Annotated in this window: 18 protein-coding genes; 5 read left to right on the plus strand and 13 right to left on the minus strand. The window is 73.3% G+C overall.

Annotated features, from left to right (window positions below):
• Nucleotides 1–46: 46 nt before the first annotated feature.
• The 5 genes from GA0070562_RS22485 to GA0070562_RS22505 form a co-directional block, all read right to left on the minus strand.
• The gene (locus tag GA0070562_RS22485; RefSeq protein ID WP_091426036.1) at nt 47–1,447 is read right to left on the minus strand and encodes a class II fumarate hydratase; all 1,401 of its coding nucleotides are present in this window, start codon (nt 1,445–1,447) and stop codon (nt 47–49) included.
• A 53-nt stretch (nt 1,448–1,500) separates the two neighbouring features.
• Nucleotides 1,501–4,476 (minus strand): AfsR/SARP family transcriptional regulator, encoded by a 2,976-nt coding sequence (locus GA0070562_RS22490; protein ID WP_091425609.1) that lies wholly within the window; start codon nt 4,474–4,476, stop codon nt 1,501–1,503.
• 249 nt (nt 4,477–4,725) lie between these two features.
• Nucleotides 4,726–6,393, minus strand: a complete 1,668-nt coding sequence (locus tag GA0070562_RS22495) for a fumarate hydratase (protein ID WP_091425612.1) — start codon at nt 6,391–6,393, stop codon at nt 4,726–4,728.
• A gap of 76 nt (nt 6,394–6,469) precedes the next feature.
• On the minus strand, nt 6,470–7,906 hold the full coding sequence (locus GA0070562_RS22500; RefSeq protein WP_091425615.1) for an outer membrane protein assembly factor BamB family protein: 1,437 nt from the start codon (nt 7,904–7,906) through the stop codon (nt 6,470–6,472).
• 72 nt (nt 7,907–7,978) lie between these two features.
• Nucleotides 7,979–8,473: an Lrp/AsnC family transcriptional regulator gene (locus tag GA0070562_RS22505; RefSeq protein ID WP_091425618.1), complete on the minus strand. Its 495-nt coding sequence runs from the start codon at nt 8,471–8,473 to the stop codon at nt 7,979–7,981.
• A gap of 140 nt (nt 8,474–8,613) precedes the next feature.
• Here GA0070562_RS22505 and hppD point away from each other — a divergent pair, with 140 nt between their 5' ends.
• The 4 genes from hppD to hisC are packed head-to-tail and all read left to right on the plus strand — an operon-like array spanning nt 8,614 to nt 12,718.
• Entirely contained in the window at nt 8,614–9,819 is a 1,206-nt protein-coding gene (gene hppD, locus GA0070562_RS22510; protein ID WP_071097563.1) for a 4-hydroxyphenylpyruvate dioxygenase, read from the plus strand.
• Nucleotides 9,820–9,829: 10 nt separating this feature from the next.
• Nucleotides 9,830–10,534, plus strand: a complete 705-nt coding sequence (locus tag GA0070562_RS22515; protein ID WP_091425621.1) for an RDD family protein — start codon at nt 9,830–9,832, stop codon at nt 10,532–10,534.
• Nucleotides 10,535–10,589: 55 nt separating this feature from the next.
• Nucleotides 10,590–11,618: an RDD family protein gene (locus GA0070562_RS22520; protein WP_091425624.1), complete on the plus strand. Its 1,029-nt coding sequence runs from the start codon at nt 10,590–10,592 to the stop codon at nt 11,616–11,618.
• Nucleotides 11,615–12,718, plus strand: a complete 1,104-nt coding sequence (gene hisC / locus GA0070562_RS22525; RefSeq protein WP_091425627.1) for a histidinol-phosphate transaminase — start codon at nt 11,615–11,617, stop codon at nt 12,716–12,718. The genes GA0070562_RS22520 and hisC overlap by 4 nt, the downstream gene beginning before the upstream one ends.
• A 121-nt stretch (nt 12,719–12,839) precedes the next feature.
• Here the strand turns inward: hisC and GA0070562_RS22530 are convergent, their stop codons facing one another.
• The 5 genes from GA0070562_RS22530 to GA0070562_RS22550 form a co-directional block, all read right to left on the minus strand.
• Nucleotides 12,840–14,093 carry an outer membrane protein assembly factor BamB family protein gene (locus GA0070562_RS22530; RefSeq protein ID WP_091425629.1) on the minus strand — a complete coding sequence of 418 codons (1,254 nt, stop codon included), beginning with the start codon at nt 14,091–14,093 and terminating at the stop codon, nt 12,840–12,842.
• 67 nt (nt 14,094–14,160) lie between these two features.
• The gene (locus GA0070562_RS22535) at nt 14,161–14,643 is read right to left on the minus strand and encodes an SRPBCC family protein (protein ID WP_091425632.1); all 483 of its coding nucleotides are present in this window, start codon (nt 14,641–14,643) and stop codon (nt 14,161–14,163) included.
• Between the two features lie 114 nt (nt 14,644–14,757).
• A complete protein-coding gene (locus GA0070562_RS22540) occupies nt 14,758–14,967 on the minus strand; it encodes a DUF397 domain-containing protein (RefSeq protein WP_091425635.1) in 210 nt (69 codons plus the stop codon).
• 177 nt (nt 14,968–15,144) lie between these two features.
• Nucleotides 15,145–16,344, minus strand: coding sequence for a fumarylacetoacetase (gene fahA / locus GA0070562_RS22545; protein ID WP_091426039.1), 1,200 nt, complete (start codon nt 16,342–16,344; stop codon nt 15,145–15,147).
• A gap of 53 nt (nt 16,345–16,397) precedes the next feature.
• Nucleotides 16,398–17,264, minus strand: coding sequence for a hypothetical protein (locus GA0070562_RS22550; RefSeq protein WP_175438834.1), 867 nt, complete (start codon nt 17,262–17,264; stop codon nt 16,398–16,400).
• A 94-nt stretch (nt 17,265–17,358) separates the two neighbouring features.
• Between GA0070562_RS22550 and GA0070562_RS22555 the strand changes: the two genes are divergently transcribed.
• Complete coding sequence (locus GA0070562_RS22555) at nt 17,359–18,555, plus strand: homogentisate 1,2-dioxygenase (RefSeq protein WP_091425640.1); 1,197 nt, start codon at nt 17,359–17,361, stop codon at nt 18,553–18,555.
• A 55-nt stretch (nt 18,556–18,610) separates the two neighbouring features.
• Here GA0070562_RS22555 and GA0070562_RS22560 read toward each other — a convergent pair whose 3' ends face one another.
• The 3 genes from GA0070562_RS22560 to GA0070562_RS22570 are packed head-to-tail and all read right to left on the minus strand — an operon-like array spanning nt 18,611 to nt 22,107.
• On the minus strand, nt 18,611–19,651 hold the full coding sequence (locus GA0070562_RS22560; RefSeq protein WP_091425643.1) for an NAD(P)-dependent alcohol dehydrogenase: 1,041 nt from the start codon (nt 19,649–19,651) through the stop codon (nt 18,611–18,613).
• 45 nt (nt 19,652–19,696) lie between these two features.
• The gene (locus GA0070562_RS22565) at nt 19,697–20,704 is read right to left on the minus strand and encodes a tetratricopeptide repeat protein (RefSeq protein ID WP_091426043.1); all 1,008 of its coding nucleotides are present in this window, start codon (nt 20,702–20,704) and stop codon (nt 19,697–19,699) included.
• Between the two features lie 50 nt (nt 20,705–20,754).
• Nucleotides 20,755–22,107: a BTAD domain-containing putative transcriptional regulator gene (locus GA0070562_RS22570; protein WP_091425646.1), complete on the minus strand. Its 1,353-nt coding sequence runs from the start codon at nt 22,105–22,107 to the stop codon at nt 20,755–20,757.
• Nucleotides 22,108–22,151 lie beyond the last annotated feature (44 nt).

Genomic DNA, 22,151 nt, shown 5'->3' on the forward strand with positions numbered 1-22,151 from the left:
CATGCCGCGCCCAGCGTGAGGGGTCGAGGCAATTACCGGCGCCGGCTCAGGGGTGGGTCATCCGCAGCAGGTCCAGCGCCTCGTCCAGCTGGGTCTCGGTGAGCTTGCCCGAGTCGACGTGACCCCGGGAGATCACCACCTCGCGGATGGACACCTGCTTGGCCAGCGCCTCCTTGGCGATCGATGCGGCCTCGTCGTACCCGAGGTGGCGGTTGAGCGGGGTGACGATCGACGGCGAGCCCTCCGCGTACGCCAGGCAGACCTCGGCGTCCGCGACCAGGCCGGCCACCAGCCGCTCGGCGAACAGCCGGCTGGACGCGGCGATCAGCTTGATCGACTCCAGCAGGTTGCGGCCCATCACCGGGAGCATCACGTTCAGCTCGAAGTCGCCCTGCGACCCGGCGAACGCCACCGCCGCGTCGTTCCCGATCACCTGGGCGCAGACCTGCCGCATCGCCTCGGCCACCACCGGGTTCACCTTGCCCGGCATGATCGAAGACCCCGGCTGGAGATCCGGGATGCGCAGCTCACGCAGCCCGGCGCGCGGACCGGAGCCCATCCAGCGCACGTCGTTGGCGATCTTGTAGAGGCCGACCGCGACGGTTCGGAGCTGCCCGGATGTCTCCACGAGCGCGTCCCGGGCGCCCTGCGCCTCGAAGTGGTTGCGCGCCTCGGTCAGCGGCAGGCCGGTCGACTCCCGCAGCTTGCCGATCACCCGGTCGGCGAAGCCCAGCGGCGTGTTGATGCCGGTGCCCACAGCGGTGCCGCCCAGCGGCAGCTCGGCCAGCCGGGGCAGCGCCGACTCCAGCCGCTCGACGCCGTAACGCACCTGCGCGGCGTAGCCGCCGAACTCCTGCCCGAGCGTGACCGGCGTGGCGTCCATCAGGTGGGTACGCCCCGCCTTGACCACCGTCTCGAACTCGGCCGCCTTCTCCTCCAGCGCGCCCGCGAGCTGCTTCAGCGACGGGATCAGATCCTCCACCACGAACTGTGTGGCGGCCAGGTGGATCGAGGTGGGGAACACGTCGTTGCTGGACTGTGACGCGTTGACGTGGTCGTTCGGGTGCACGTCGCGGCCCAGCTCCCGGCCGGCCAGCGTGGCGATCACCTCGTTGGTGTTCATGTTGGACGACGTGCCGGAACCGGTCTGGAACACGTCCACCGGGAACTGGTCGTCGTAGCCGCCCTCGGCCACGTGCGCGGCGGCGGTGGCGATCGCCTGCGCCACGTCCGCGTCGATCACCCCGAGCTCACCGTTGACCAGGGCCGCCGCACCCTTGATCTGCGCCAGGGCCTTGATCTGGGCCGGTTCCAGCCCGCGCCCGGAGATCGGGAAGTTCTGCACCGCACGCTGGGTCTGCGCCCGCCACAGCGCCTCGGCGGGCACCTCCACCTCGCCCATCGAGTCGCGTTCGATCCGGTAGCCGGTCGCCTCTGGAGTCGTCACGCGTTCCATCCTGCCGCGCAACCGGGCGGTGTGCAGGGAAAGTGGCGCGGCCCTCAGCCCAGCTCGGCGAGCAGCCTCTCGGTCTCCCGCCGGTCCGGCGACTCGACCTGGCGGAACAGCGCCAGCGCCCGCCCGGCGTACCGGCGGGCCTGGTCGGAGTCGGCGTGGCGCAGGCAGCGGGCGAGGCCGTCCAGGGCCCGGGCCTGCTCGTAGCGCAGACTCAGTCGCGTGGCGTCGTCCAGCACCCGGCGGTGCAGGTCGATCGCGGCGTCGACATCGCCCAGATCGTGCAGGGCGCGGGCCAGGAGGTTCCGGGAGGCGCACTGCCCGATCCGGTCCCCCGCGTCGGTCATCGCGATCAGGGCGGCCCGGTGCCGGGCGGCGGCCTCGGCCGGGCGGCCCGCCTCACGCTCCATCATGCCGATCTCGTTGAGGATCTCCCCCTCCCCGAACCGGTTCGCGGTGGTCCGCTTCAGGTGCAGCGCCGCCCGGAGCAACCGGCGGGCCGGCCCGGTCTGGCCCAGGCGGTGCCGAATCATGCCGAGGTGGCCGAGCGCGTTCGAGGTGTGCCGCGGGTCCCCCGCCACCCGCGCCAGGAGGACGTGCCGGCGGGCCGCTTCGAGGGCCAGGTCGTACCGGCCACGGAACAGCTCGGCGATCGACAACATGCTGAACAGGCTGGAGATGGTCGCCGCGTCGTCCGGGTAGCGGCTGATCCGCAGCGCCTCGTCGACGTACCTGATGCAGCGCTCCGCGTCGTCGGTCCCGAAACACACCGCGGCGAGGTTGCAGAGCGCCTGGACCTGCTCCCGGCGCAGACCGAGCCGGCGGTACCTGTCGACGCCCGCCTCCAGGAACCGGATCGCCTCCGGAAAGTCCCCCAGCCGGAACTTCGCCGAGGCGAGGTAGTTCATGGTGATGGCCACTGCTTCCTCGTCCCCCGACCCGGTGGCGGCGCGCAGCGCCACCTCGTGCGTCTCGACCAGTTCGTCGAGGTGGCCACCGACGAAGTTGGACCACCAGCACGCCCGGGTCAGCTGCCAGCAGTACGCCGAGAGGCCCTCCGACTCGGCCAGGTGCACCAGCCCGACGAGAGCCGCCCGGTTCTCGTCGAACCAGGACTGACCCGGCCTGTCCCGGACCGGCAGCAGGTCGGGACGCCGCGGCGGCGGGAAGGCGACCTGGCTCAGCGCGCCCTGCTTCGTCTCGGCGACGATCGCCAGACCGACCGCCACCTGAAGGTGATGGTCGAGCAGGTGGGCCACCGCCGTCCGGCGCTCGGCCGGGCGCTCGGTCTCGGCCAGCAACCGGCGCGCGTACTCCCGGAGCAGGTCGTGGAGGCGGTACCGGCCCGGCGCGGTCTCCTCGGCCAGGTGCACGTCCACCAGCTCGTCCAGCAGCTCCTGCGCCTCCGGCAGTGGCACGTCGGCGAGCGCCGCCGCCACCCGGTTGTCGAACCGTACGCCGGGGTGGAGCCCGAGCAGCCGGAACAGCCGCCGGGCCGGCGCCGAGACCTGCGCGTACGAGAGCGTGAAGGCGTGCCCGACGGAGCGCTCGCCGACCGCCAGCTCGGCCAGTGAATCCTGCGCCTCGGCCAGCCGCCGCGCCAGGTCGGCGACCCGCCAGTGCGGGCGGTGCGCGAGCCGGGAACCGGCCAGCCGGATGGCGAGCGGCAGATGACCGCACCGCCGGGCCACCTCGGCGGCGGCCGCCGGCTCGGCGCCGACCCGGTCGGCGCCGACGATCCGGCCGAGCAGTTCGACGGCCTCGTCCGGGTCCAGGACGGGCAGCGAGTGTGGACGCCCCTCGTCGAGGCCGGCCAGCCGGCGACGGCTGGTCACCAGCACGAGACTGTCCGGACCGCTGGGCAGCAGCGCCGCGGCCTGGGCGGCGCTCGCCGCGTTGTCGAGCACCACCACGGCCCGCCGGTCCGCCAGCTCGGAGCGCCACATCGCCAGCCGGTCCTCCGCGTCGACCGGCACCCGCTCGGCGGGCACGCCGAGCTGTCGCAGCAGGGTGGCCGCGGCCGCCGCGGGGGTCAGTGGGCTGCGCTCGCTGTAGCCGTGCAGGTCTATGAAGAGTTCCGCGTCGGGGAACCGCTCGCGCAACGCGGTCGCGACCTGGACGGCGAGGGTGGTCTTGCCGCTGCCGGCCATGCCGTCGATCAGGTACAGCCGCGTCCCCTCCTCGACGATGTCCTTGACCAGCCGCGCCATGGTCTGCTGACGGCCGGTGAAGTCCCGGATGGCCCGGGGCAGCGTGCGTACCGGTGCCGCGGGGCGCGGGCCGGCCGCCTCGTCACCGGCCAGTACGCGCTGGTGCAGTTCCTGCAACGCCGTGCCGGGCTCGATGCCCAGTTCCTCGGCGTAGATCCGGCGGCCGTCCCGGTAGACGGCCAGTGCGTCCGCCTGCCGGCCGACCGCCGCGAGGGCCAGCATCAGCTGCCCCCGCAGCCGTTCCCGCAGCGGGTTGTTCTCGACCGCCTCGGTGAGCTCGTCGACCAGTTCGGTCCCCCGGCGCAGCCGCAGCTCGACGTCGACGCAGTCCTCCAGTACCGCGAGCCGTTGCTCGTCGAGCGCCTGGGCCCGCAGCCGCACCAGCCGGGCCGGGATACCGGTGAGCGCCGGACCGCGCCACAGCGCCAGGGCGGCCCGGTAGTGGCGGCGGGCCTCGGCCGGCCGGCCGGCGGCCGCCTCGGCGCGGGCCGTCTCCACGGCACGGGCGAACATGTCGGCGTCGAGGTCGTCCGGCTCGATCCGGATGCCGTAGCCCGCCGGGTCGGTGACGATCGTGTCGGCCGGCAGCCCGAGCGCAGCGAACCGCTGCCGCAGTCTCGACACGCAGATCTGGAGCTGGGTCCGCGCGGTCGCCGGGGGACGGTCCTCCCAGACGGCGTCGACCAGATCCTCCACCGGCACCACCCGGCCGGGGCGCAGCAACAGCATGGCGAGCACGGTGCGATCCCGGCCCGCGGTGACGGTGGCTTCGCCGCCGCCGACCCGCAAGGGCCCCAAGATCCCGAATCGCATCCGCGCCCCCGCCTGCCGCCATGCAACTTCCAGCAGCGTAGCCCGGCGGTCACCGAGCGGCGCGACGAGGCGATAGCGATCCGATAGCGACGGCACCCAGACTCGTCACGGGTTGTCGGTGACGGCATCCGACGGGGGCGGTGCGCCTGCCCGGCCACTCGGCCGGACAGGCGCACCGATGTCGATGCACGACGGACACACCGAGGGGCGCCCGGGACATTCCCGGGCGCCCCTCGCGTACGTCTGACGTCAGCGCCGGCCGACGGTGAGCACCGGCTTGGTGACCTCGGCGAAGAAGTCGTTGCCCTTGTCGTCGACGACGATGAAGGCAGGGAAGTCCTCCACCTCGATCTTCCAGACCGCCTCCATGCCCAGCTCGGCGTATTCGAGCACCTCGACGTGCTTGATGCAGTCCTGCGCCAGCCGGGCGGCCGGACCGCCGATCGAGCCGAGGTAGAAGCCGCCGTGCGCCTGGCAGGAGCGGGTGACCTGGGCGGACCGGTTGCCCTTGGCCAGCATCACCATCGAGCCGCCGGCCGCCTGGAACTTCTCCACGTACGCGTCCATCCGGCCCGCGGTGGTGGGGCCGAACGAGCCGGAGGCGTAGCCCTCGGGGGTCTTGGCCGGCCCGGCGTAGTAGACGGCGTGGTCGCGCAGGTACTGCGGCATCGGCTCGCCCGCGTCCAGCCGCTCGGCGATCTTCGCGTGCGCGATGTCCCGGGCGACGACGAGCGGGCCGGTCAGGGACAGCCGGGTCTTCACCGGGTACTTCGACAGCTCGGCCCGGATCTCGTCCATCGGCCGGTTCAGGTCGACGCGGACGACCTCCTCGGTCTCCAGCGACTCGTCGGTCACGTCGGGCAGGAACCGCGCCGGGTCGGTTTCGAGTCGCTCCAGCCAGACGCCCGAGGGGGTGATCTTCGCCACCGCCTGCCGGTCGGCCGAGCAGGAGACAGCGATCGCCACCGGGCAGGAGGCGCCGTGCCGTGGCAGCCGGACCACCCGCACGTCGTGGCAGAAGTAGCGCCCGCCGAACTGCGCGCCGATGCCGAAGTTGCGGGTCAGCTCCAGCACCTCGGCCTCCAGCTCCAGGTCACGGAAGCCGTGCGCGCTCATCGAGCCCTCGGTGGGCAGCGCGTCGAGGTACTTCGCGGAGGCGTACTTCGCGGTCTTCAGCGCGTACTCGGCGGAGGTGCCGCCGATGACGATCGCCAGGTGGTAGGGCGGGCAGGCGGCGGTGCCGATGAGCCGCAGCTTCTCCTCCAGGAACTGCATCATCCGCGTGGGGTTCAGCAGCGCCTTGGTCTCCTGGTAGAGGTAGGACTTGTTGGCCGAGCCGCCACCCTTGGCCATGAACAGGAACTTGTACGCGTCGGCGTGGCCGTCCGGGTCCTCGGCGTACAGCTCCACCTGGGCGGGCAGGTTGCTGCCGGTGTTCCGCTCGTCCCACATGGTCAGCGGGGCGAGCTGCGAGTAGCGCAGGTTGAGCCGGGTGTACGCCTGGTAGACGCCGCGCGAGATCGCCTCCGCGTCGGTGCCGTCGGTGAGCACGTGCCGGCCGCGCTTGCCCATCACGATCGCGGTGCCGGTGTCCTGGCACATCGGCAACACGCCGCCGGCCGCGATGTTGGCGTTGCGCAGCAGGTCGAGCGCGACGAAGCGGTCGTTCGGCGAGGCCGCCGGGTCGTCGATGATCGAGCGGAGCTGAGCCAGGTGGGCCGGGCGCAGGAAGTGGGCGATGTCGTGCATCGCCTCCGCCGTCAGCGCGGTCAGCGCGCCCGGATCCACGGTGAGGAACCGGCGGCCTCCCGGGCCGTTGACGACGTCCACCCCCTCGTCGGTGACCAGGCGGTATTCGGTCTGGTCGGGACCGGTCGGCAGCAGGGGTGCGTACGAGAAGGCGGCGGCACTGCTCATGACCGAAAAGCCTAGGGCAGAGCCGTCGATCGGTGACACCCGCAGGTGGGTCGTGGGACGACGCTCTCACCCGCTGTCACTTGCCGCCGGCGCAGAGTTCGTTCTTCGGCCCACAACTTCCCTGGTCGCTCGGCGGGCGCCAGCTGCCTCCCGGGTCCGGCGCCACCGGCGCGCCGTCCTGGTCCGGCCCCGGCGCCTCACCCGTGCCGGCGCCCCAGCGGACGTACCCGATCTCCCGCCCCTCGCCGATGATCATGCCGTTCGGGCCGACCGCCAGCGCGTTCGCCGAGGTACGCAGCTCGACCAGCACCCGGCCCTCCCGCGGCTGGACAGCGATCAGCCGGGACGGCTTCTCCTCGCTGATCACCGCCGCGTACGGGGTGAGGGCCGCACCGTTCTTGCCGCCCGCCGGCCGGGTCCAGCGGGTCCGGTCGGCCGACAGTTCCCGACCGAGCAGCGAGCCCTTGTCGGCGCTGCGCACCACTGTGTAGCGGTCGTCCACGGCGAGCAGCTTCTCGCCGTCCGCGCCGACCTGGAGCAGCCGGCCGTCGTACCCGTCGAGCACCGCTTCCCGGCCGTCGGGGGCGACCCCGATGATCACGTTGCGCCCGCCCTGCGGATCCTCCCGCTGCACGCAACCGGCGTAGTCGGCGGTGCGCAGGTTGATCCCGGTACGCCGCCACACCTGCTGACCGGTGGCCGGGTCCACGGCGGTCACCGCGTAGTAGCAGCTCCCGTCGCGGGAGGTGGCCGCGATCCGCAGCAGCCGGCCGCCGACCACTGCGAGCCGTTCCTCCCGGCCGGGCTGGACGTTCTGGAGCACCCGGCCGGTCGCGGTGTCCACCACGTGCACCCGGCCGTCGACCGGGAAGCCGAGAAGCGGCGGTACGGACTCCGGCCCGGCCACCCCGCCGTCGATCCGGGTGGCGCCGAGCCTCCGGGTGCCGAGCAGTTCCGGGTTGTCGGCGAGCACGCCGCTGTGCACGCCGGGCAGGAACGCGCTCCACAGCGGAGCGGTGCCGCGCGGCTCCCAGGCGCGCAGCGTGCAGTCGGTGGCCTGCACGCAGTACGCGTCCAGCAGCAGGTTCCGGTAGGTCCAGACGGCGATCGCGCGGTCGTCGCGCCGGCGGGTCACGCCGCTGACCGGGTCGAGCACCTCGTACCCCTTGTCGAGCAGCCGGCCCACGGCGACGACCGACTCCCGGCCGCTGCCCGCTACCGCCGACCAGTCGGCCTTGCGCTCCCACAGCCGGCCGCCGTCGGCGAGGTTGCGCGCCTCGATGCGGGTGCGCTGCTCGACGATCACGGTGTCGCCGGCGATGGTGACGCTGCGCGGCGTGCCGCCGACGCGCTGCTGCCAGACCACGTCGGGCTCGGAGATCGGCTTGCTGCGGTCGACCCAGTCCCACAGCGCCGGGAAGGGGTTCCAGACGCCTGTCGCGGCGAGTACGACCACGGTGACGAGCCCGAGCAGCAACCAGCCGCGTACCCCTAGGCCCTTCACACCGCACACGGTAGCGACGATCACCGGTCCCCCGGGCCGCGTGCGGTGCGTGTCGCGGCGCTTCTTGGGTGGTCCGGGGTGTTAAGGGCCGCCGCGGGCGGCGGAGCGGACGAGCGGCAGCGTCCGGTACGGGATCTGCTCGGCCAGCGCGATGATGGTGGAGGCGCGCCGGATGCCCTCCGAGGCGACGATCTGGTCGATGACCCGCTGGAGGTCGGTGTTCGACCGGGCGACGATCCGGCAGAGCAGGTCGCTGGAGCCGGTGATGGTGTGCGCCTCCAGCACCTCGGGGATCGCGGCCAGGTGTGCGGTGACCTGGTCGTGGCCGTGCCGCTGGCTGATCTCCAGCGTGACGAAGCTGGTCACCCCGAAGCCGATCGCGGCGGGGGTGATGTCCGGACCGAACCCGGTCACGACACCCCGGCCGACGAGCTTGTCGAGCCGGGCCTGGACCGTGCCGCGGGCGACGCCGAGCCGCCGGGAGCATTCCAGCACGCCGATCCGGGGTTCCTCCGCCAGCAGTTCGATCAAGCGCGCGTCCAGCTCGTCGAGCTGTACATCCTGACCAGTGTTCATGGTGTACCACGGTACCGAATGCACAACCTGACCAGGAATTACGTCAACTGTTGCCCAACTCACTGTGGCCCGTAGATCCTCGCCGGAAGAGCACATCCACGGCGGCCCGCGAGGCCGGCCGGTACGCGAGGGAGGCCACCATGACCCAGGCGATCGACCGACCCCAGTCGACCGAGGAGGTCGACGTCGACGCTCTCGTCGGCGCAGTCGACCACGACATCACCCGCGACCCGTTCCCGGTCAAGGGCATGGACCACGTCCACTTCCTGGTGGGCAACGCCAAGCAGGCCGCGCACTACTACTCCACCGCGTTCGGCATGACGTGTGTGGCGTACCGGGGGCCGGAGCAGGGCTACCGGGACCACGCGCAGTACGTGCTGACCAGCGGTTCCGCCCGCTTCGTGCTGACCGGCGCGGTACGCCCGGACGCCGACGGCGCCGAGCACGTGGCGAAGCACAGCGACGGCGTCTCCGACATCGCGCTGGAGGTGCCGGACGTGGACGCCGCGTACGCGCACGCCGTGGCGCAGGGCGCGACCGGCCTGGTCGAGCCGCACGACGTCAGCGACGAGCACGGCACCGTCCGGATGGCGTCCATCGCCGCGTACGGCGACACCCGGCACAGCCTGGTCGACCGGTCCCGCTACACCGGCCCGTTCCTGCCCGGGTTCGTGGCCCGCGGCCCGATCGTGGACCGGCAGCCGATGATCGACGCCGGCATCCAGCCGAAGCGGTTCTTCCAGGCGGTCGACCACGTGGTCGGCAACGTGGAGCTGGGCCGGATGGACGAGTGGGTCGAGTTCTACAAGCGCGTCATGGGCTTCTCGAACATGGCGGAGTTCATCGGCGACGACATCGCCACCGACTACTCGGCGCTGATGAGCAAGGTCGTCGCCAACGGCACCCGCAAGGTGAAGTTCCCGCTCAACGAGCCGGCCGTGGCCCGCAAGAAGTCGCAGATCGACGAGTACCTGGAGTTCTACCAGGGCCCCGGCGCCCAGCACATCGCCGTGGCCACCAACGACATCCTGGCCAGCGTGGACGCCATGCGCGCGGCGGGCGTCGAGTTCCTGGACACCCCGGACTCGTACTACGAGGACCCGGAGCTGCGCGCCCGCATCGGCAACGTCCGGGTGCCGATCGAGGAGCTTCAGTCCCGCAAGATCCTGGTCGACCGGGACGAGGACGGCTACCTGCTCCAGATCTTCACCAAGCCGGTGCAGGACCGCCCCACCGTCTTCTTCGAGCTGATCGAGCGGCACGGCTCGCTCGGCTTCGGCAAGGGCAACTTCAAGGCCCTGTTCGAGGCGATCGAGCGCGAGCAGGAGAAGCGCGGGAACCTGTAACACTGTCCGCGTGACCCAGCCTCCTCCGAACCCGACGCCGCCGCTCGCCGGACATCCACCCGCGGGCGGCGGCTTCGCGCCGCCCGGCGGACCGGCGGTGCCCGCGCAGCACGTTCCTCCGGGGTACGCCGGCCCGCCCGGTTACCCGCCGCCCGGCTACCCCCCACCCGGGTACGCCCCGAGGCCCGTCCCGCCTCCGGTGGCGCCGAACGGGCAGCCGCTGGCGGGCTTCGGCGACCGGCTGCTCGCCTACCTGATCGACACCGCCGTCGCCATGGCGGTGATGATGGTGCTGTTCGTGCCGGTGTTCTTCCTCGTCTTCTTCCGGATGATCGACGAGATGGAGCAGGCCGGCCCGAACGGCCCCGACCCGGTCGACGTCTGGACCAGCGTGTTCCTGCCGCTGCTCGCCGCCGAGCTCGGTGTCCTGCTGCTGATGCTCGCCTTCTACTGGGTCTACCACGTCGAATTCGCCCGCCGGACCGGGCAGACGTTCGGCAAGAAGGTGATGAAGCTGCGGATCGTGCCGGTGCAGACGGACGCCGCGCTGACCCGGGGCATGCTCGGCAAGCGCTGGCTCGTCGAGTTCGCCGGTGGGATGTTCGTGCCGTTCCTCAACTACCTCGACGGTTTCTGGCAACTGTGGGACAAGCCCTGGCAGCAGTGCCTCCACGACAAGTTCGCCGGGACGGTCGTCGTTAAGGTTGGCCCGTGAGCGCGAGGAGTGAGCCGGGCCTGCGAGCCCCGCAGTCGGGAACTAGGACGGCATCGTGAGTTTGGAACCCGGCTGGTACGTCGACCCCGCCGACACGGAGACCCGCAGGTGGTGGGACGGCGAGGGCTGGATCGGCGCGCCGATCCCGGTCGACGTCACCCCGCCCGACGGCCCGCCGCCCGCCGAACCCGAGCCCGCGCCGGTCACCGCGACGCCCGCCGCCGACCAGCCGGCCGCCGGGACCGGCGGCCGCCCCGACGCGACCCCGACGCCCGGCACGCCCGGCGGGCCGAGCCCCTGGCCGGGCCAGCCGGGGCAGTCCGGCCAGGCCGGCCCGTGGCCGGGTCAGCCGGGACAGCCGGGACAGCCGAACCCCTGGCCGGGACAGCCCGGACAGCCGGGGCAGGCCGGGCAGGCCGGGCAGGGAATGCAGGGACCGCCGCCCGGCTGGCCGTACCCGCACTGGCCGGGCGCGCAGCCGATCCCGCGTCCGCACGGACTGCCGCTGGCGTCGTACGGCGCCCGGCTGGTCGCGCGCCTGATCGACCTGGGCATCGTGTTCCTGCTCAACGCCGTGGTCAACGGCTGGTTCGTCTGGCGCTACATCGAGGCCGTCTCCCCGTACCTGCGTGAATCGGTGCGCCGGGCGCTCAACGGCGACACGTCCACCGAGGGGCTGCCCCAGATCGACGACCAGGCCGGCGGCCTCCAGATCGCCATCCTCGTGATCGCCACCGCGCTCTGGTACGCGTACGAGGTGCCGTCGATGGCGGCGCGCGGTCAGACCTTCGGCAAGCGGCTGATGGGCGTACGCGCGCTGCCGGTCGAGGCGGACCAGCCGCTCGGCTTCGGCCGGGCCACCCGGCGCTGGAGCACGCTCGGCCTGCCGACGCTGCTCTGGTACTGCTGCGGGCTGGGTCTGCTGCTCCAGCTCATCGACGCGATCTCACCCCTGTTCGACCAACCGCTGCGCCAGGCCCTGCACGACAAGCGGGCGCAGACGGTGGTGGTCCAGCTCCCCCGCAAGCGTGACACCAGTACCGCCCCGCCCGAGAGCGCCGACACCCCGGGAGACACCCCATGACCGAGACCGGACGTCACCAGCCTGCGCTGCGGCTCACCCGCGCCGACCTGGACGCGCTGCCCAACTATGTGCCCGGCCGCAGTCCGGCCGACCTGGCCCGCGAGCTGGGCCTGGCCGAGGCGATCAAGCTGGCCAGCAACGAGGTGCCGTACGGCCCGCTGCCGGGCGTGGTGGAGGCGGTCGCCGAGGCGGTCGCCGGTTCGCACCGCTACCCGGACATGGGCGTGGTGGCGCTGCGCCAGGCGCTCGCCGAGCGGTACGGCGTGGACGCCGACCGGATCGCCACCGGCTGCGGTTCGGTGGCGCTGGCCGAGCACCTGGTACGCGCCACCTGCCTGCCCGGTGACGAGCTGCTCTACTCGTGGCGCTCCTTCGAGGCGTACCCGATCATCGCGGCGACCAGCGGCGCGACGAGCGTGCGGGTGCCGAACGACGCCGGCCACGGTCACGACCTTGCCGCGATGGCGGCGGCGGTGACCGACCGGACCCGGATGGTCCTGGTCTGCAACCCGAACAACCCCACCGGTACGGCGGTGCGCCGGGCCGAGCTGGACCGCTTCCTCGACGCGATGCCGGACGACGTGCTCGTGGTGATCGACGAGGCGTACCGGGAGTTCGTCACCGACCCGGAGGTGCCGGACGGCCTGACCTACCTGGACCGGCCGAACGTGGCGGTGCTGCGCACGCTGTCCAAGGCGTGGGGCCTGGCCGGCCTGCGGATCGGCTGGCTGGTCGCGGCACCGGAGGTGGCCGCCGCCGTACGCAAGGTCGTCACCCCGTTCTCCACCAGCATGGCCGCCCAGGCCGGCGCGCTGGCCGCGCTGGCGCAGGCCGACGAGGTGGAGCGGCGCTGCGCGCTGGTCGTGGCCGAGCGGGACCGGGTCACCGAGGCGCTGCGCAAGTTCGTGCCGGACGTGCCGGACAGCCAGGCCAACTTCGTCTGGCTGCCGCTGGGCGAGCGGGCGGTGGAGTTCGGCCGGGCGTGCGAGGCACGCGGCGTGATCGTCCGGCCGTTCGCGGGCGACGGCGTCCGGGTCACCATCGGCACCCCGGCCGAGAACGACGCGTTCCTGGCCGCCGCCGAGGCCGCGCTGGCCTGACCGGGCGCGCCTGGCGCCGGTCCGTCAACCCCCTACGGACCGGCGCCGGGCGTCTTCGTCCGACCGATCAGACAAGAGGACTATAGGTGCTTTTGTCCGTTTCTAGGCTTGACTCGCCAGATCAGGTCACGGCGAGCAGCACCGGTTCGGCCATCAGGAAGTAGCCCTGGTCGTCGTCCTCCGCAGCGGCGCTCTCCCGCAGCCGTTCCACAGCGACGTAGCCGTCCACCGCGTACGCCCGGCCCGGCCGCCAGCCGATCCCGTCCCGTCCCAGGTCGAGCACGAAACTGGACCGGGTCGTGCCGGTGAGCGGGTCGACGGTGACCAGTTCCCGCCGGTCGGTCAGCAGGTGCACCCGTCCCGGCTCGGTCGCGAGCACCCGGGCCGGGTGGATGTCCGCCCGGCGCCACAGCTCCTCGCCGGTACGCGCCGAGCGCCCGACCACCACCGGGCCGGACGTGTCCACCGCCCGCTCGCCGTCCAGCACCGTGTCCGGGTGGTCCAGGCCCGGCGCGGCGGCCGGCTCGCCCGGGTCGGTCACCAGCCAGCCCCGGCTGCCCGCGCCGTCCGGCCCGGCGGTACGCAGCCCGCGGCAACCGGAGTGCCCGTCCCGGCAGCCCACCGGCGTGACGACGAGCCGCTCCGGCGCGTCCGGCGGCCGCCAGCGGGTCCGCACCACACCGGTCGCCGCGTCCCGCAGCTCGACCGCGGCCGGGCCGTCGCAGCGGTCCACGCCGGCCAGCTCACCACTGGCGGTCGTGCCCACGTCGGACCGGCAGTCCCGGGCCACGTCGGCGTGCCAGAGCCGGCGGCCGTCGGCGAGGTCGTAGCCGCCGAGCCCGCCCGGACCGGTCGCGAGCAGCACGGTCCGCCCCTCGGCAGTGCGCCCCACGTGCAGCCCGGCCGGATCCCAGACCGTGGCGGCGAAGGTACGTCGCGGCTCCGGGACCGACCCCGGCTGCGGGCCGTCGGCCCGCCAGACCACCCGGCCGGTACGCGCGTCGAGCGCCACCAGCCTCCCGTCGGACCAGCGGCTGACCACAGTGGTCCCCTCGGCGAGCACTCCGACCAGCGTCGCCGGCCAGCGACGGAAGGACCAGAACGGGGTGACCCGGTGCCGCCCGGTGACCGGCTGGTCCGCGTACACCTGACGGGTGCCCGCGTAGACGCGGAGCCGACCGTCCACGACGAGCGGCGCCACCGGCAGCCGCGCGAGCACCCCGGCGGTCGGCGCGGGCGCCGCCGGGTAGGGCTTCCGGGCTGCGGTGTCGACCTCGGCGGGCGCCAGCACCCGGACGACCACGGCGACCGACGCCGCGACGGCGAGCACCGCCACCAGCGCCATCACGGCCCGCCGCCTCGCGGCCTTCGCCATCCGTCACCTCCGCCCCGGCACCCTACCGGCCGCGTGCGGGCCGGGTACGGGGAGCGGCCGGGTCGGCTCAGGCGGCCTCGGTGGATCGGGCGGTACCGGCGGCCAGCGCCAGGTCGGCCAGGTCACGCCGGAGCGCGCTCTCGACCGCGCGGGCGGCCAGGCCGCCGAGGATCAGGGCCAGCACCCGCCCGTACGCCCGGGTCGGCACCGCCTCCTGCTCGACAGTGACCTCGGTGCAGCCGCGTCGCCGACGCTCGACGGTGCGCAGCGTCCAGGTGATCCGGTAGTCCGCGCCGGCGCCGCGCGACCCGAGCACAAGGCGGCCGGGCGCGACCGCCTCGATCACCTCGAACTCCTCCGGTTCGGTGCCGCCGTCCGGCCGGACGCGGGTCTCCCGCCACACGCTGCCCGGTCCGAAACCGTCGGCGCCGAGGACCTCGACCGCGTCCACCGCCGAGAGCCAGTCGGCGCGGGCCGGGAGGTCGGTGAGCAGCCGCCAGAGGTCGGCGTCCTGCGCTTCGATGAATGCGGAAACCGTCACCGTCGACATGGCCCCACCTCCCGTGTCGTACACGGTACGGGGCGTGACCGGAAACGGGGAGCCTCCCGGTGACATTTCCATCACCGGTGCCCCGGCCGGGGCACCGGTGTGGTGCGCGAGCGGTCAGCCGCCGAACGCGCCGCCCCGCAGCGCGGTGACGAACGCGGCCCAGCCCGGCGGGCTCACCGCGAGCGCCGGACCCTCCGGGTCCTTCGAGTCGCGTACGCCCACCACGCCGTGCGCGGCGACCACGTTCGTGGCCACCTCGACGCAGAGACCCTGATCGTTCGAGCGGCTGCTGGTGCGCCAGACGGCACCGGTCAACTCGGTCATGCTCGGTCCTTCCTGTTCGGCTTCCGCGGGTACGCCCCCCGCCCCGGCACCACAGGCGGCTCCGGTTCGACCGGGAGCCGCCGTCCGGGACGTACGTGATCCGGAGCGATCAACGCCGAAGGAAACGGCCCCGGTCGCACATCAGGTGCGACCGGGGCCGGTTCGGAAGGTCGGATGTCAGCGGGCCGGGAGGATCATCCCGGTGACCTCGCCCAACGCTACGGTGGTGCCGTCCGGTCCGGGCGCGGTGGCGGTGATCGTCACCGTGTCGCCGTCCTCCAGGAACGTCCGCTCGCTGCCGTCGGCGAACTTGACCGGCTCGGACCCGCCCCAGGTCAGCTCCAGGAACGATCCGACCTGGCCGCGCTCCGGGCCGGAGACGGTGCCGGAGGCGTAGAGGTCGCCGGTACGCAGCGACGCGCCGTTGACGGTGAGGTGCGCGAGCTGCTGGGCCGGGGTCCAGTACATGCCGGCGAACGGCGGCTCCGTGACCCGCTCGCCGTTCCACTCGACCGACAGCGTCAGGTCCAGCCCGAGGTGCGGGGTGTCGCGCAGGTAGTCCTGCACCGGCGGGTCCTGGTCCGGCGCGGGCACGAACGCGTCGGCCAGCGCCTCCAGCGGGGTCACCCACGCCGAGACGGAGGTGGCGAACGACTTGCCGAGGAACGGTCCGAGCGGCTGGTACTCCCACGCCTGGATGTCCCGGGCCGACCAGTCGTTGACGAGCACCACGCCGAAGACGTGGTCGGCGAAGTCGGCCACCGGCACCCGCTCGCCGAGCCGGCTCGGCACGCCCACCACGAAGCCCACCTCGGCCTCGATGTCCAGCCGGACCGAGGCGCCGGTGGTGGGGCCCTGCGCGCTGGCCCGCTGGCCGGTCGGGCGGATCACCGGCGTGCCGGAGACGACCACCGTGCCGGCCCGGCCGTGGTAGCCGATCGGCACGTGCTTCCAGTTCGGCAGCAGCGGCGGCTGCCCGGGCCGGAAGATCTGCCCGACGTTCGAGGCGTGGTGCTCGGAGGAGTAGAAGTCGACGTAGTCGGCCACCTCGAACGGCAGCGCCATCTCGACCTCGCGCAGCGGCACCAGCAGCGGCTCGACCGCCGCCCGGTGCTCCGGCTCGGTGAGCAGCTCGACAAGCCGCTGCCGGACCGCCGTCCACTGCGGGCGGCCGAGCGCCATGAAGGCGTTGAGCGCCGGCTCACCGAGCGCGCCGCCGGCCAGCACCAGACCGGCCGCCTCCGCGCCCGCGAGGTCCAGCGCGAAGTCACCGATGCGGACACCGACGCGCGGCTCGCCCTCGCCGTGCCGGAACACGCCGTACGGCAGGTTCGTCACCCCGTACGGCGACCCCGCCACACCCGGAACCCAGGTCATGCCGTGCCGACTGGGCATGCCCTCACGGCCCTCGCTCCGCTCGGTGCGTTCGCTCATGCCTCGTAGCCTCCGTTCACCAGCCCCAGCCGGATCAGATCGGTAAGTGGTTCGGCGATGCTGCACGAGCCGTACCCGACCCACAGCGGGCGCTCGGCGTCGCGGTGCGCCCGGACCGGCTCGACCACGCGTACCGGGTCGGTGGCGGCGAGCAGCTCGGCCACGCCGTCCACCTCCGTGCCCCCGACGGCGGCGAGCGTGGCGCCCAGCACGTTGACGAAACCGTGGTGGTTGAAGCCGGTCTCCGGGTCGCGGTGCCGGATCGCGTGGTGCAGCCCGGCGGTGAGCTTGAACGGCAGCTTACGGTCCCGGCACGCGCAGATCACCGCGGCCAGCTCGACCGGGGTGGGGAACAGCTCGGCGGCGAGCCCGCCGGTACGGAACTTGGCCGCCACCGGCAGCCCGCCGGCGCGCGCCTCGGCGAGCGTGTCGAGCGCGCCCATCAGCCCGAAGGTCAGCGGGACCTCCGCGTACACGGCCGCGCCGTCGAGCCGGTCGGAGAGCGCGAACAGCTCGGCCAGCCCTGGTTGCGGGTCCTCGCCGCGCTTGGCGACCGGCGCCTCGATCTGCCGGGCGGTCATCCCGTCCGGCACGAGCGCTTCCAGCGCCTGCGGGAGCTGGTCCAGGCCGGTGTCGCCGATCAGCCCGATCACCAGGCCCTCGGCCGGGTCCACCAGGCCGTTCAGCGATCCGCGCTGGATCTCCGAGGCGGGCAGCAGCAGCGGGCCGACCATGTCGGCGTACCAGGCGGCGCGGTGGGTGCGGTGCGCGGTCACCGCGTCGGGCAGCGCGGCGTTGCCGGGCGGGAAGACCGCGGCGTCGTCCACCAGGCCGGAGAGGAGGCGGGGCACCTGCGTTGACACGAGACAAGAATGTACGGGACGCTACGAGGAACGGACAACAGCGTCCGATTATCGGACGCTACCGGCCGGAGAACGGGACATATCGGGAGGCGAGATGCCGTACTACCGCAGCGTCGGCGACGTGCCGCGCAAGCGCCACACCCAGTTCCGCCAGCCCGACGGCACGCTCTACGCGGAGGAACTGGTCGGCCAGGAGGGCTTCTCCTCCGACTCGTCGCTGCTCTACCACCGGCACGCGCCGACCGCGATCCTCGCCGCCGAGGAGTACGCCCCGCCCACCGTCACCCGCGTGCCGAACCTGCCGCTCAAGCCGCGCCACCTGCGCACGCACAAGCTCGACGGCACGGGCGCCGACCCGGTGCTCGGCCGGCAGTACCTGCTCGCCAACGACGACGTACGGATCGCGTACGTGCTCGCCGATCGCCCGTCGCCGCTGTTCCGCGACGCCACCGGCGACCACTGCCTCTATCTGGAGTCGGGCACCCTGCGGGTCGAGTCGCCGTTCGGCGTGCTCGACGCGGTCGCGGGCGACTACGTCGTCATCCCCACCTCGACCATCCACCGCCTGGTGCCCACCGGCGACGAGCCGACCCGGCTGCTCGCCGTCGAGGCGTCCGGCCACATCGGGCCGCCCAAGCGCTACCTCTCCGTACGCGGGCAGTTCCTGGAGCACGCGCCCTACTGCGAGCGCGACGTCCGGGGACCGGACACCCCGCTGCTGGTCGACGGCGAAGAGGTCGAGGTGCTGGTCAGGCACCGGTCTCGGGCCGCAGGCCCGGGTGGCAGCGGCACAGCCTGGACGCGTCATGTTTATGCGAACCACCCGTTCGACGTGGTGGGCTGGGACGGGCACATGTACCCGTGGGCGTTCTCCATCCACGACTTCGAGCCGATCACCGGGCGCATCCACCAGCCGCCGCCGGTCCACCAGACGTTCCAGGGCCCGAACTTCGTGATCTGCTCGTTCGTGCCCCGCAAGGTGGACTATCACCCGGCCGCCATCCCGGTGCCGTACAACCACCACAACGTCGACTCCGACGAGATGCTGTTCTACACCGGCGGCAACTACGAGGCCCGGCGCGGCTCCGGCATCGAGCAGGGTTCGATCTCGCTGCACCCGTCCGGCTTCACCCACGGCCCGCAGCCGGGCGCGGCCGAGCGGTCGATCGGTGCGGAGTTCTTCGACGAGCTGGCGGTCATGGTGGACACGTTCCGCCCGCTCGACCTCTGCGACGCGGCCGCCGTCTGCGAGGACGACGGCTACGCCTGGACCTGGGCGCGCAAGTCCTGACGTACGCGAGAAGGGGCCGCGCCCGGCACGGACGCGGCTCCTTCGCACGCGGTCGTCAGAACGTGGACGCGTCGATGACGAAGCGGTAGCGCACGTCGGAGGCGAGCACCCGCTCGTACGCCTCGTTGATCTTCTCGGCCGGAATCACCTCGATCTCGGCGCCCAGCCCGTGCTCGGCGCAGAAGTCGAGCATCTCCTGGGTCTCCGCGATGCCGCCGATGTTCGACCCGGCGAACGACCGCCGGGCCGGGATCAGCGAGAACGCGTGCACCGACAGCGGCTTCTCCGGCGCGCCCACGTTGACCAGCGTCCCGTCCACCGCCAGCAGCCGCAGGTACGCGTCCATGTCGAGGGTCGCGCTCACCGTGTTGATGATCAGGTCGAACGAGCCGGCCAGCTCACGGAACGTCTCCTCGTCGGAGGTCGCGTAGTAGTTGTCGGCGCCGAGCCGCAGCCCGTCCTCCCGCTTCTTCAGCGACTGGGACAGCACGGTCACCTCGGCGCCCATGGCGTGGGCCAGCTTCACGGCCATGTGGCCGAGGCCGCCCATGCCGATCACGGCCACCCGGCGGCCCGGCCCGGCGTTCCAGTGACGCAGCGGCGAGTACGTGGTGATCCCGGCGCAGAGCAGCGGCGCGGCGGCGTCCAGCTCGATGCCGTCCGGGATGCGCAGCACGAAGGCCTCGGCGACCACGATGGCCTGCGAGTAGCCGCCCTGGGTCGGCTCGCCGTCCCGGCCCACCCCGCCGTACGTGCCGGTGCTGCCCTTCAGGCAGTACTGCTCCAGGCCCTTGCGGCAGTTGTCGCATTCACGGCAGGAGTCGACCAGGCAGCCGACGCCGACCCGGTCGCCGACGGCGAACTTCGTCACCGCGGAGCCGACCTCGCGCACCACGCCCGCGATCTCGTGACCCACCACGATCGGGTAGGGGGTGGGGCCCCACTCGCTGCGCGCGGTGTGGATGTCGGAGTGGCAGATGCCGGAGAACCTGATGTCGATGAGAACGTCGTCCGGTCCGAGATCGCGCCGCTCGATGGTGGTCGGGGCGAGCGGTTCGGTCGCGGACGTCGCCGCGTAGGCGTTGACGGTGAGCACTGATTCCCGCTTCCTTCAGCCGGTGTTTCCGGTCCTCCTACCCTCTCACCGGCGAGCGAACGCGGTGAATCCGGCCACCACCGACGCGGTGATCGCCCCGACCAGCGGCCACGGGCCGCCGACCAGCGCGTACGCGAGCAGCAGCACCACCGCCGCGGCGGCCGCGTAGACCGGCACGACCAGGCCGCGCGACATCGCCTCCCGCAGGCCGGGCCGCCACGTCGCCGGGCGCCGCAGCAGCACCGCCACCCCGGCCACCGCCAGCACCGCGAACAGCCGGGACGCGCCCGGCGAGGCCGGGGCCAGCGCGGATACCAGCACGCTCGCGAACAGGGACAACCCGGCCACCGACAGCAGGAGGCGCCGGATGCCGGCGTCCACGGTCCGGACCGGGTCGGGACGGGCCACCGGCAGGTCGGCCATCGCGGTCAGGTGTTCCAGCGTCTCGGCGTACCGGCGTCGTTCCAGCCGGGCCACGCCCACGTCCTGCCCGGCGTCGCCCAGCTCCGGTTCCAGCCGCAGCGCCTCCCGGTAGGCCCGCTCGGCCAGGTCGAACAGTTGCAGCCGCACCGCGACCAGGCCGAGCACCAAATGCGCCTCCGGCTCGTCCGGCGACAGCTCCACCCCGCGCCATGCCGCGTCCAGCGCCGCCTGCCCGTTGCGCGACGCGGAAAGGAGGGCGGCGGCACTGCGCTGCGCGTACGCGTCGCCCGGCGCACGCGCCAGGATCTCGTCGGCGGTCGCCGCGGCGTCCTTCCAGCGTTCGAGGTCGAGCAGCGCGAACCCGCGCGCCACGAGCGCCGGCACCGCCGCGGGCCCGGCGGCCGCCTTCTCCACGGCGGCCTCGGCGGCGGCGAGCGCCTCGGCCGGCCGGTCGGCGGCCAGGTGCATCCGGGCCAGCATGGTCAACGCGGGCAGGTGCGCCGGCTCGGTCGCGATCAGCGCGGTGAGTTCGGCGATCCCCTCGTCGTAGCGCCCCAGCTCGGCGAGCAAATGGGCGCGTTGCAGGTAGCCGTCGGCGGCGGACTGGTCGGGAGCGGCGTCACTCGGCATCCCGGCGAGCGTATCCGCCCGGCCCCACCGCGCGCCGAGGGTGCCCGGCGTCAGGCACTCCGGCAGGACGCGCCCGCCCGGCCGCCGCAGGTCCCCAGACTGCACCACCGGCGCAGCCCACTCTCGTCCAGGAACAACCACCCGCACCGCCGATCCGGGCAGACCCGCACCGTGAACCGGGCCGGGTCGGCGAGCAGCTGCGCGCCGCTGAACGCGGCGGCGTGCACCGGCAGCCGCAGCCCGGCCGCCAGGTCCGGCCACCAGCGACCGCGTCCGTCGGCCTCACGCCGGAAGACGAGCGTAGGGGCGGCGGCCTCCGCGGCCCGGGCGACCTTCTCGAAGGCCGGGCCGTCGTCCGGGTCGACCAGGCTGGCGTAGAGCGCGGCGCGGAGCGTACGGGCCTCGTCGAGCACCGCCTCCGCCGCTTTCGGGTCACGGCGGGCGAGGTGCAGCAGGCGGTTCGTCGAGACCTCGTCCACCAGCCCGACGTGGCCGGCCCAGACGGCAAGGGTCCGGTAGCCGCGCAGCCACTCGGCGCCGGGCAGCAAGGGCTCGTGTCCCCATCCGGCGAGGGTGTTGCAGAAGTCCAGGGCCGGATGGCCGCCGACGCTCCACGGCAGGCTCTCGTCACCGACCCGGATCTCGTGCATCGGCCGGTCGACCCGGTCCAGCCGGTCGTCGCCCGCGAGCACCCGGCGCTGCACCTCCCGGAGCCGGGGGCCCGGCTCGACGCCGAAGTCGGCCACGAGCAGTTCCCGGGTGGCGCGGTAGAGGCGCAGCGCGTCGGCCCGCCGGGCGCCCCGGTACAGGGCGGTCATCAGGACCGCCACGAGGTGTTCCCGCGTCGGGTGCTGGGCGGCCAGCGGCATCAGTTCGGCGACCGCCCGCGTGTGCTGGCCCAGCGCCAGCTGCGCTTCGGCCCGCAGTTCCACGGCCACCAGGCGAAGCTCCTCGACCGTGCCGAGCAGCCGGTCCCGCAGCTCGTCGTCCGCCGCGTCGGCGAGCAACGGCCCGCGCCAGAGGGCGAGCGCCCGGTCGAGCGACCGCACCCGCTCGGTGGGATCGGCGGCTCTCCCGGCCGCCCGGACCAGGTCGGCGAACTCGTCGACGTCGACCCGGTGCCCGTCCTCCTCGACCACGTAGCCCTCGCCCCGGGTGCTGATCCGCACCCCGTACGGGTTGAGCGAGCCCCGCAGCCGCCCGATGTACGTCTGCACCGCGCTCCGGGCCGTGGCCGGCGGCCGGCCGTTCCAGAGCAGGTCGATGAGGCGATCGGTCGGCACCACCCGGCCCACGTCGAGCAGCAGCACCCCGAGCAGGCAACGCTCCTGGCGCCGGCTGCCGACCTCGACCGGCCGGCCGTCGTGGCGGGCCTCGAACGGCCCGAGCAGGCGGAACTCCATACCGAACAGGACGACCCGGCCCGGGCTCGGGGTTGTCGTCCGGC

It is taken from the genome of Micromonospora tulbaghiae, from assembly GCF_900091605.1.
Lineage (GTDB): Bacteria > Actinomycetota > Actinomycetes > Mycobacteriales > Micromonosporaceae > Micromonospora > Micromonospora tulbaghiae.

Coding starts and splice junctions, on each gene's coding strand:
- GA0070562_RS22490 (WP_091425609.1), bottom strand. CDS start 4,476: ATGCGATTCGGGATCTTGGGGCCCTTGCGGGTCGGCGGCGGCGAAGCC.
- GA0070562_RS22495 (WP_091425612.1), bottom strand. CDS start 6,393: ATGAGCAGTGCCGCCGCCTTCTCGTACGCACCCCTGCTGCCGACCGGT.
- GA0070562_RS22505 (WP_091425618.1), bottom strand. CDS start 8,473: ATGAACACTGGTCAGGATGTACAGCTCGACGAGCTGGACGCGCGCTTG.
- hppD (WP_071097563.1), top strand. CDS start 8,614: ATGACCCAGGCGATCGACCGACCCCAGTCGACCGAGGAGGTCGACGTC.
- hisC (WP_091425627.1), top strand. CDS start 11,615: ATGACCGAGACCGGACGTCACCAGCCTGCGCTGCGGCTCACCCGCGCC.
- GA0070562_RS22530 (WP_091425629.1), bottom strand. CDS start 14,093: ATGGCGAAGGCCGCGAGGCGGCGGGCCGTGATGGCGCTGGTGGCGGTG.
- GA0070562_RS22535 (WP_091425632.1), bottom strand. CDS start 14,643: ATGTCGACGGTGACGGTTTCCGCATTCATCGAAGCGCAGGACGCCGAC.
- GA0070562_RS22540 (WP_091425635.1), bottom strand. CDS start 14,967: ATGACCGAGTTGACCGGTGCCGTCTGGCGCACCAGCAGCCGCTCGAAC.
- fahA (WP_091426039.1), bottom strand. CDS start 16,344: ATGACCTGGGTTCCGGGTGTGGCGGGGTCGCCGTACGGGGTGACGAAC.
- GA0070562_RS22555 (WP_091425640.1), top strand. CDS start 17,359: ATGCCGTACTACCGCAGCGTCGGCGACGTGCCGCGCAAGCGCCACACC.
- GA0070562_RS22565 (WP_091426043.1), bottom strand. CDS start 20,704: ATGCCGAGTGACGCCGCTCCCGACCAGTCCGCCGCCGACGGCTACCTG.
- GA0070562_RS22570 (WP_091425646.1), bottom strand. CDS start 22,107: ATGGAGTTCCGCCTGCTCGGGCCGTTCGAGGCCCGCCACGACGGCCGG.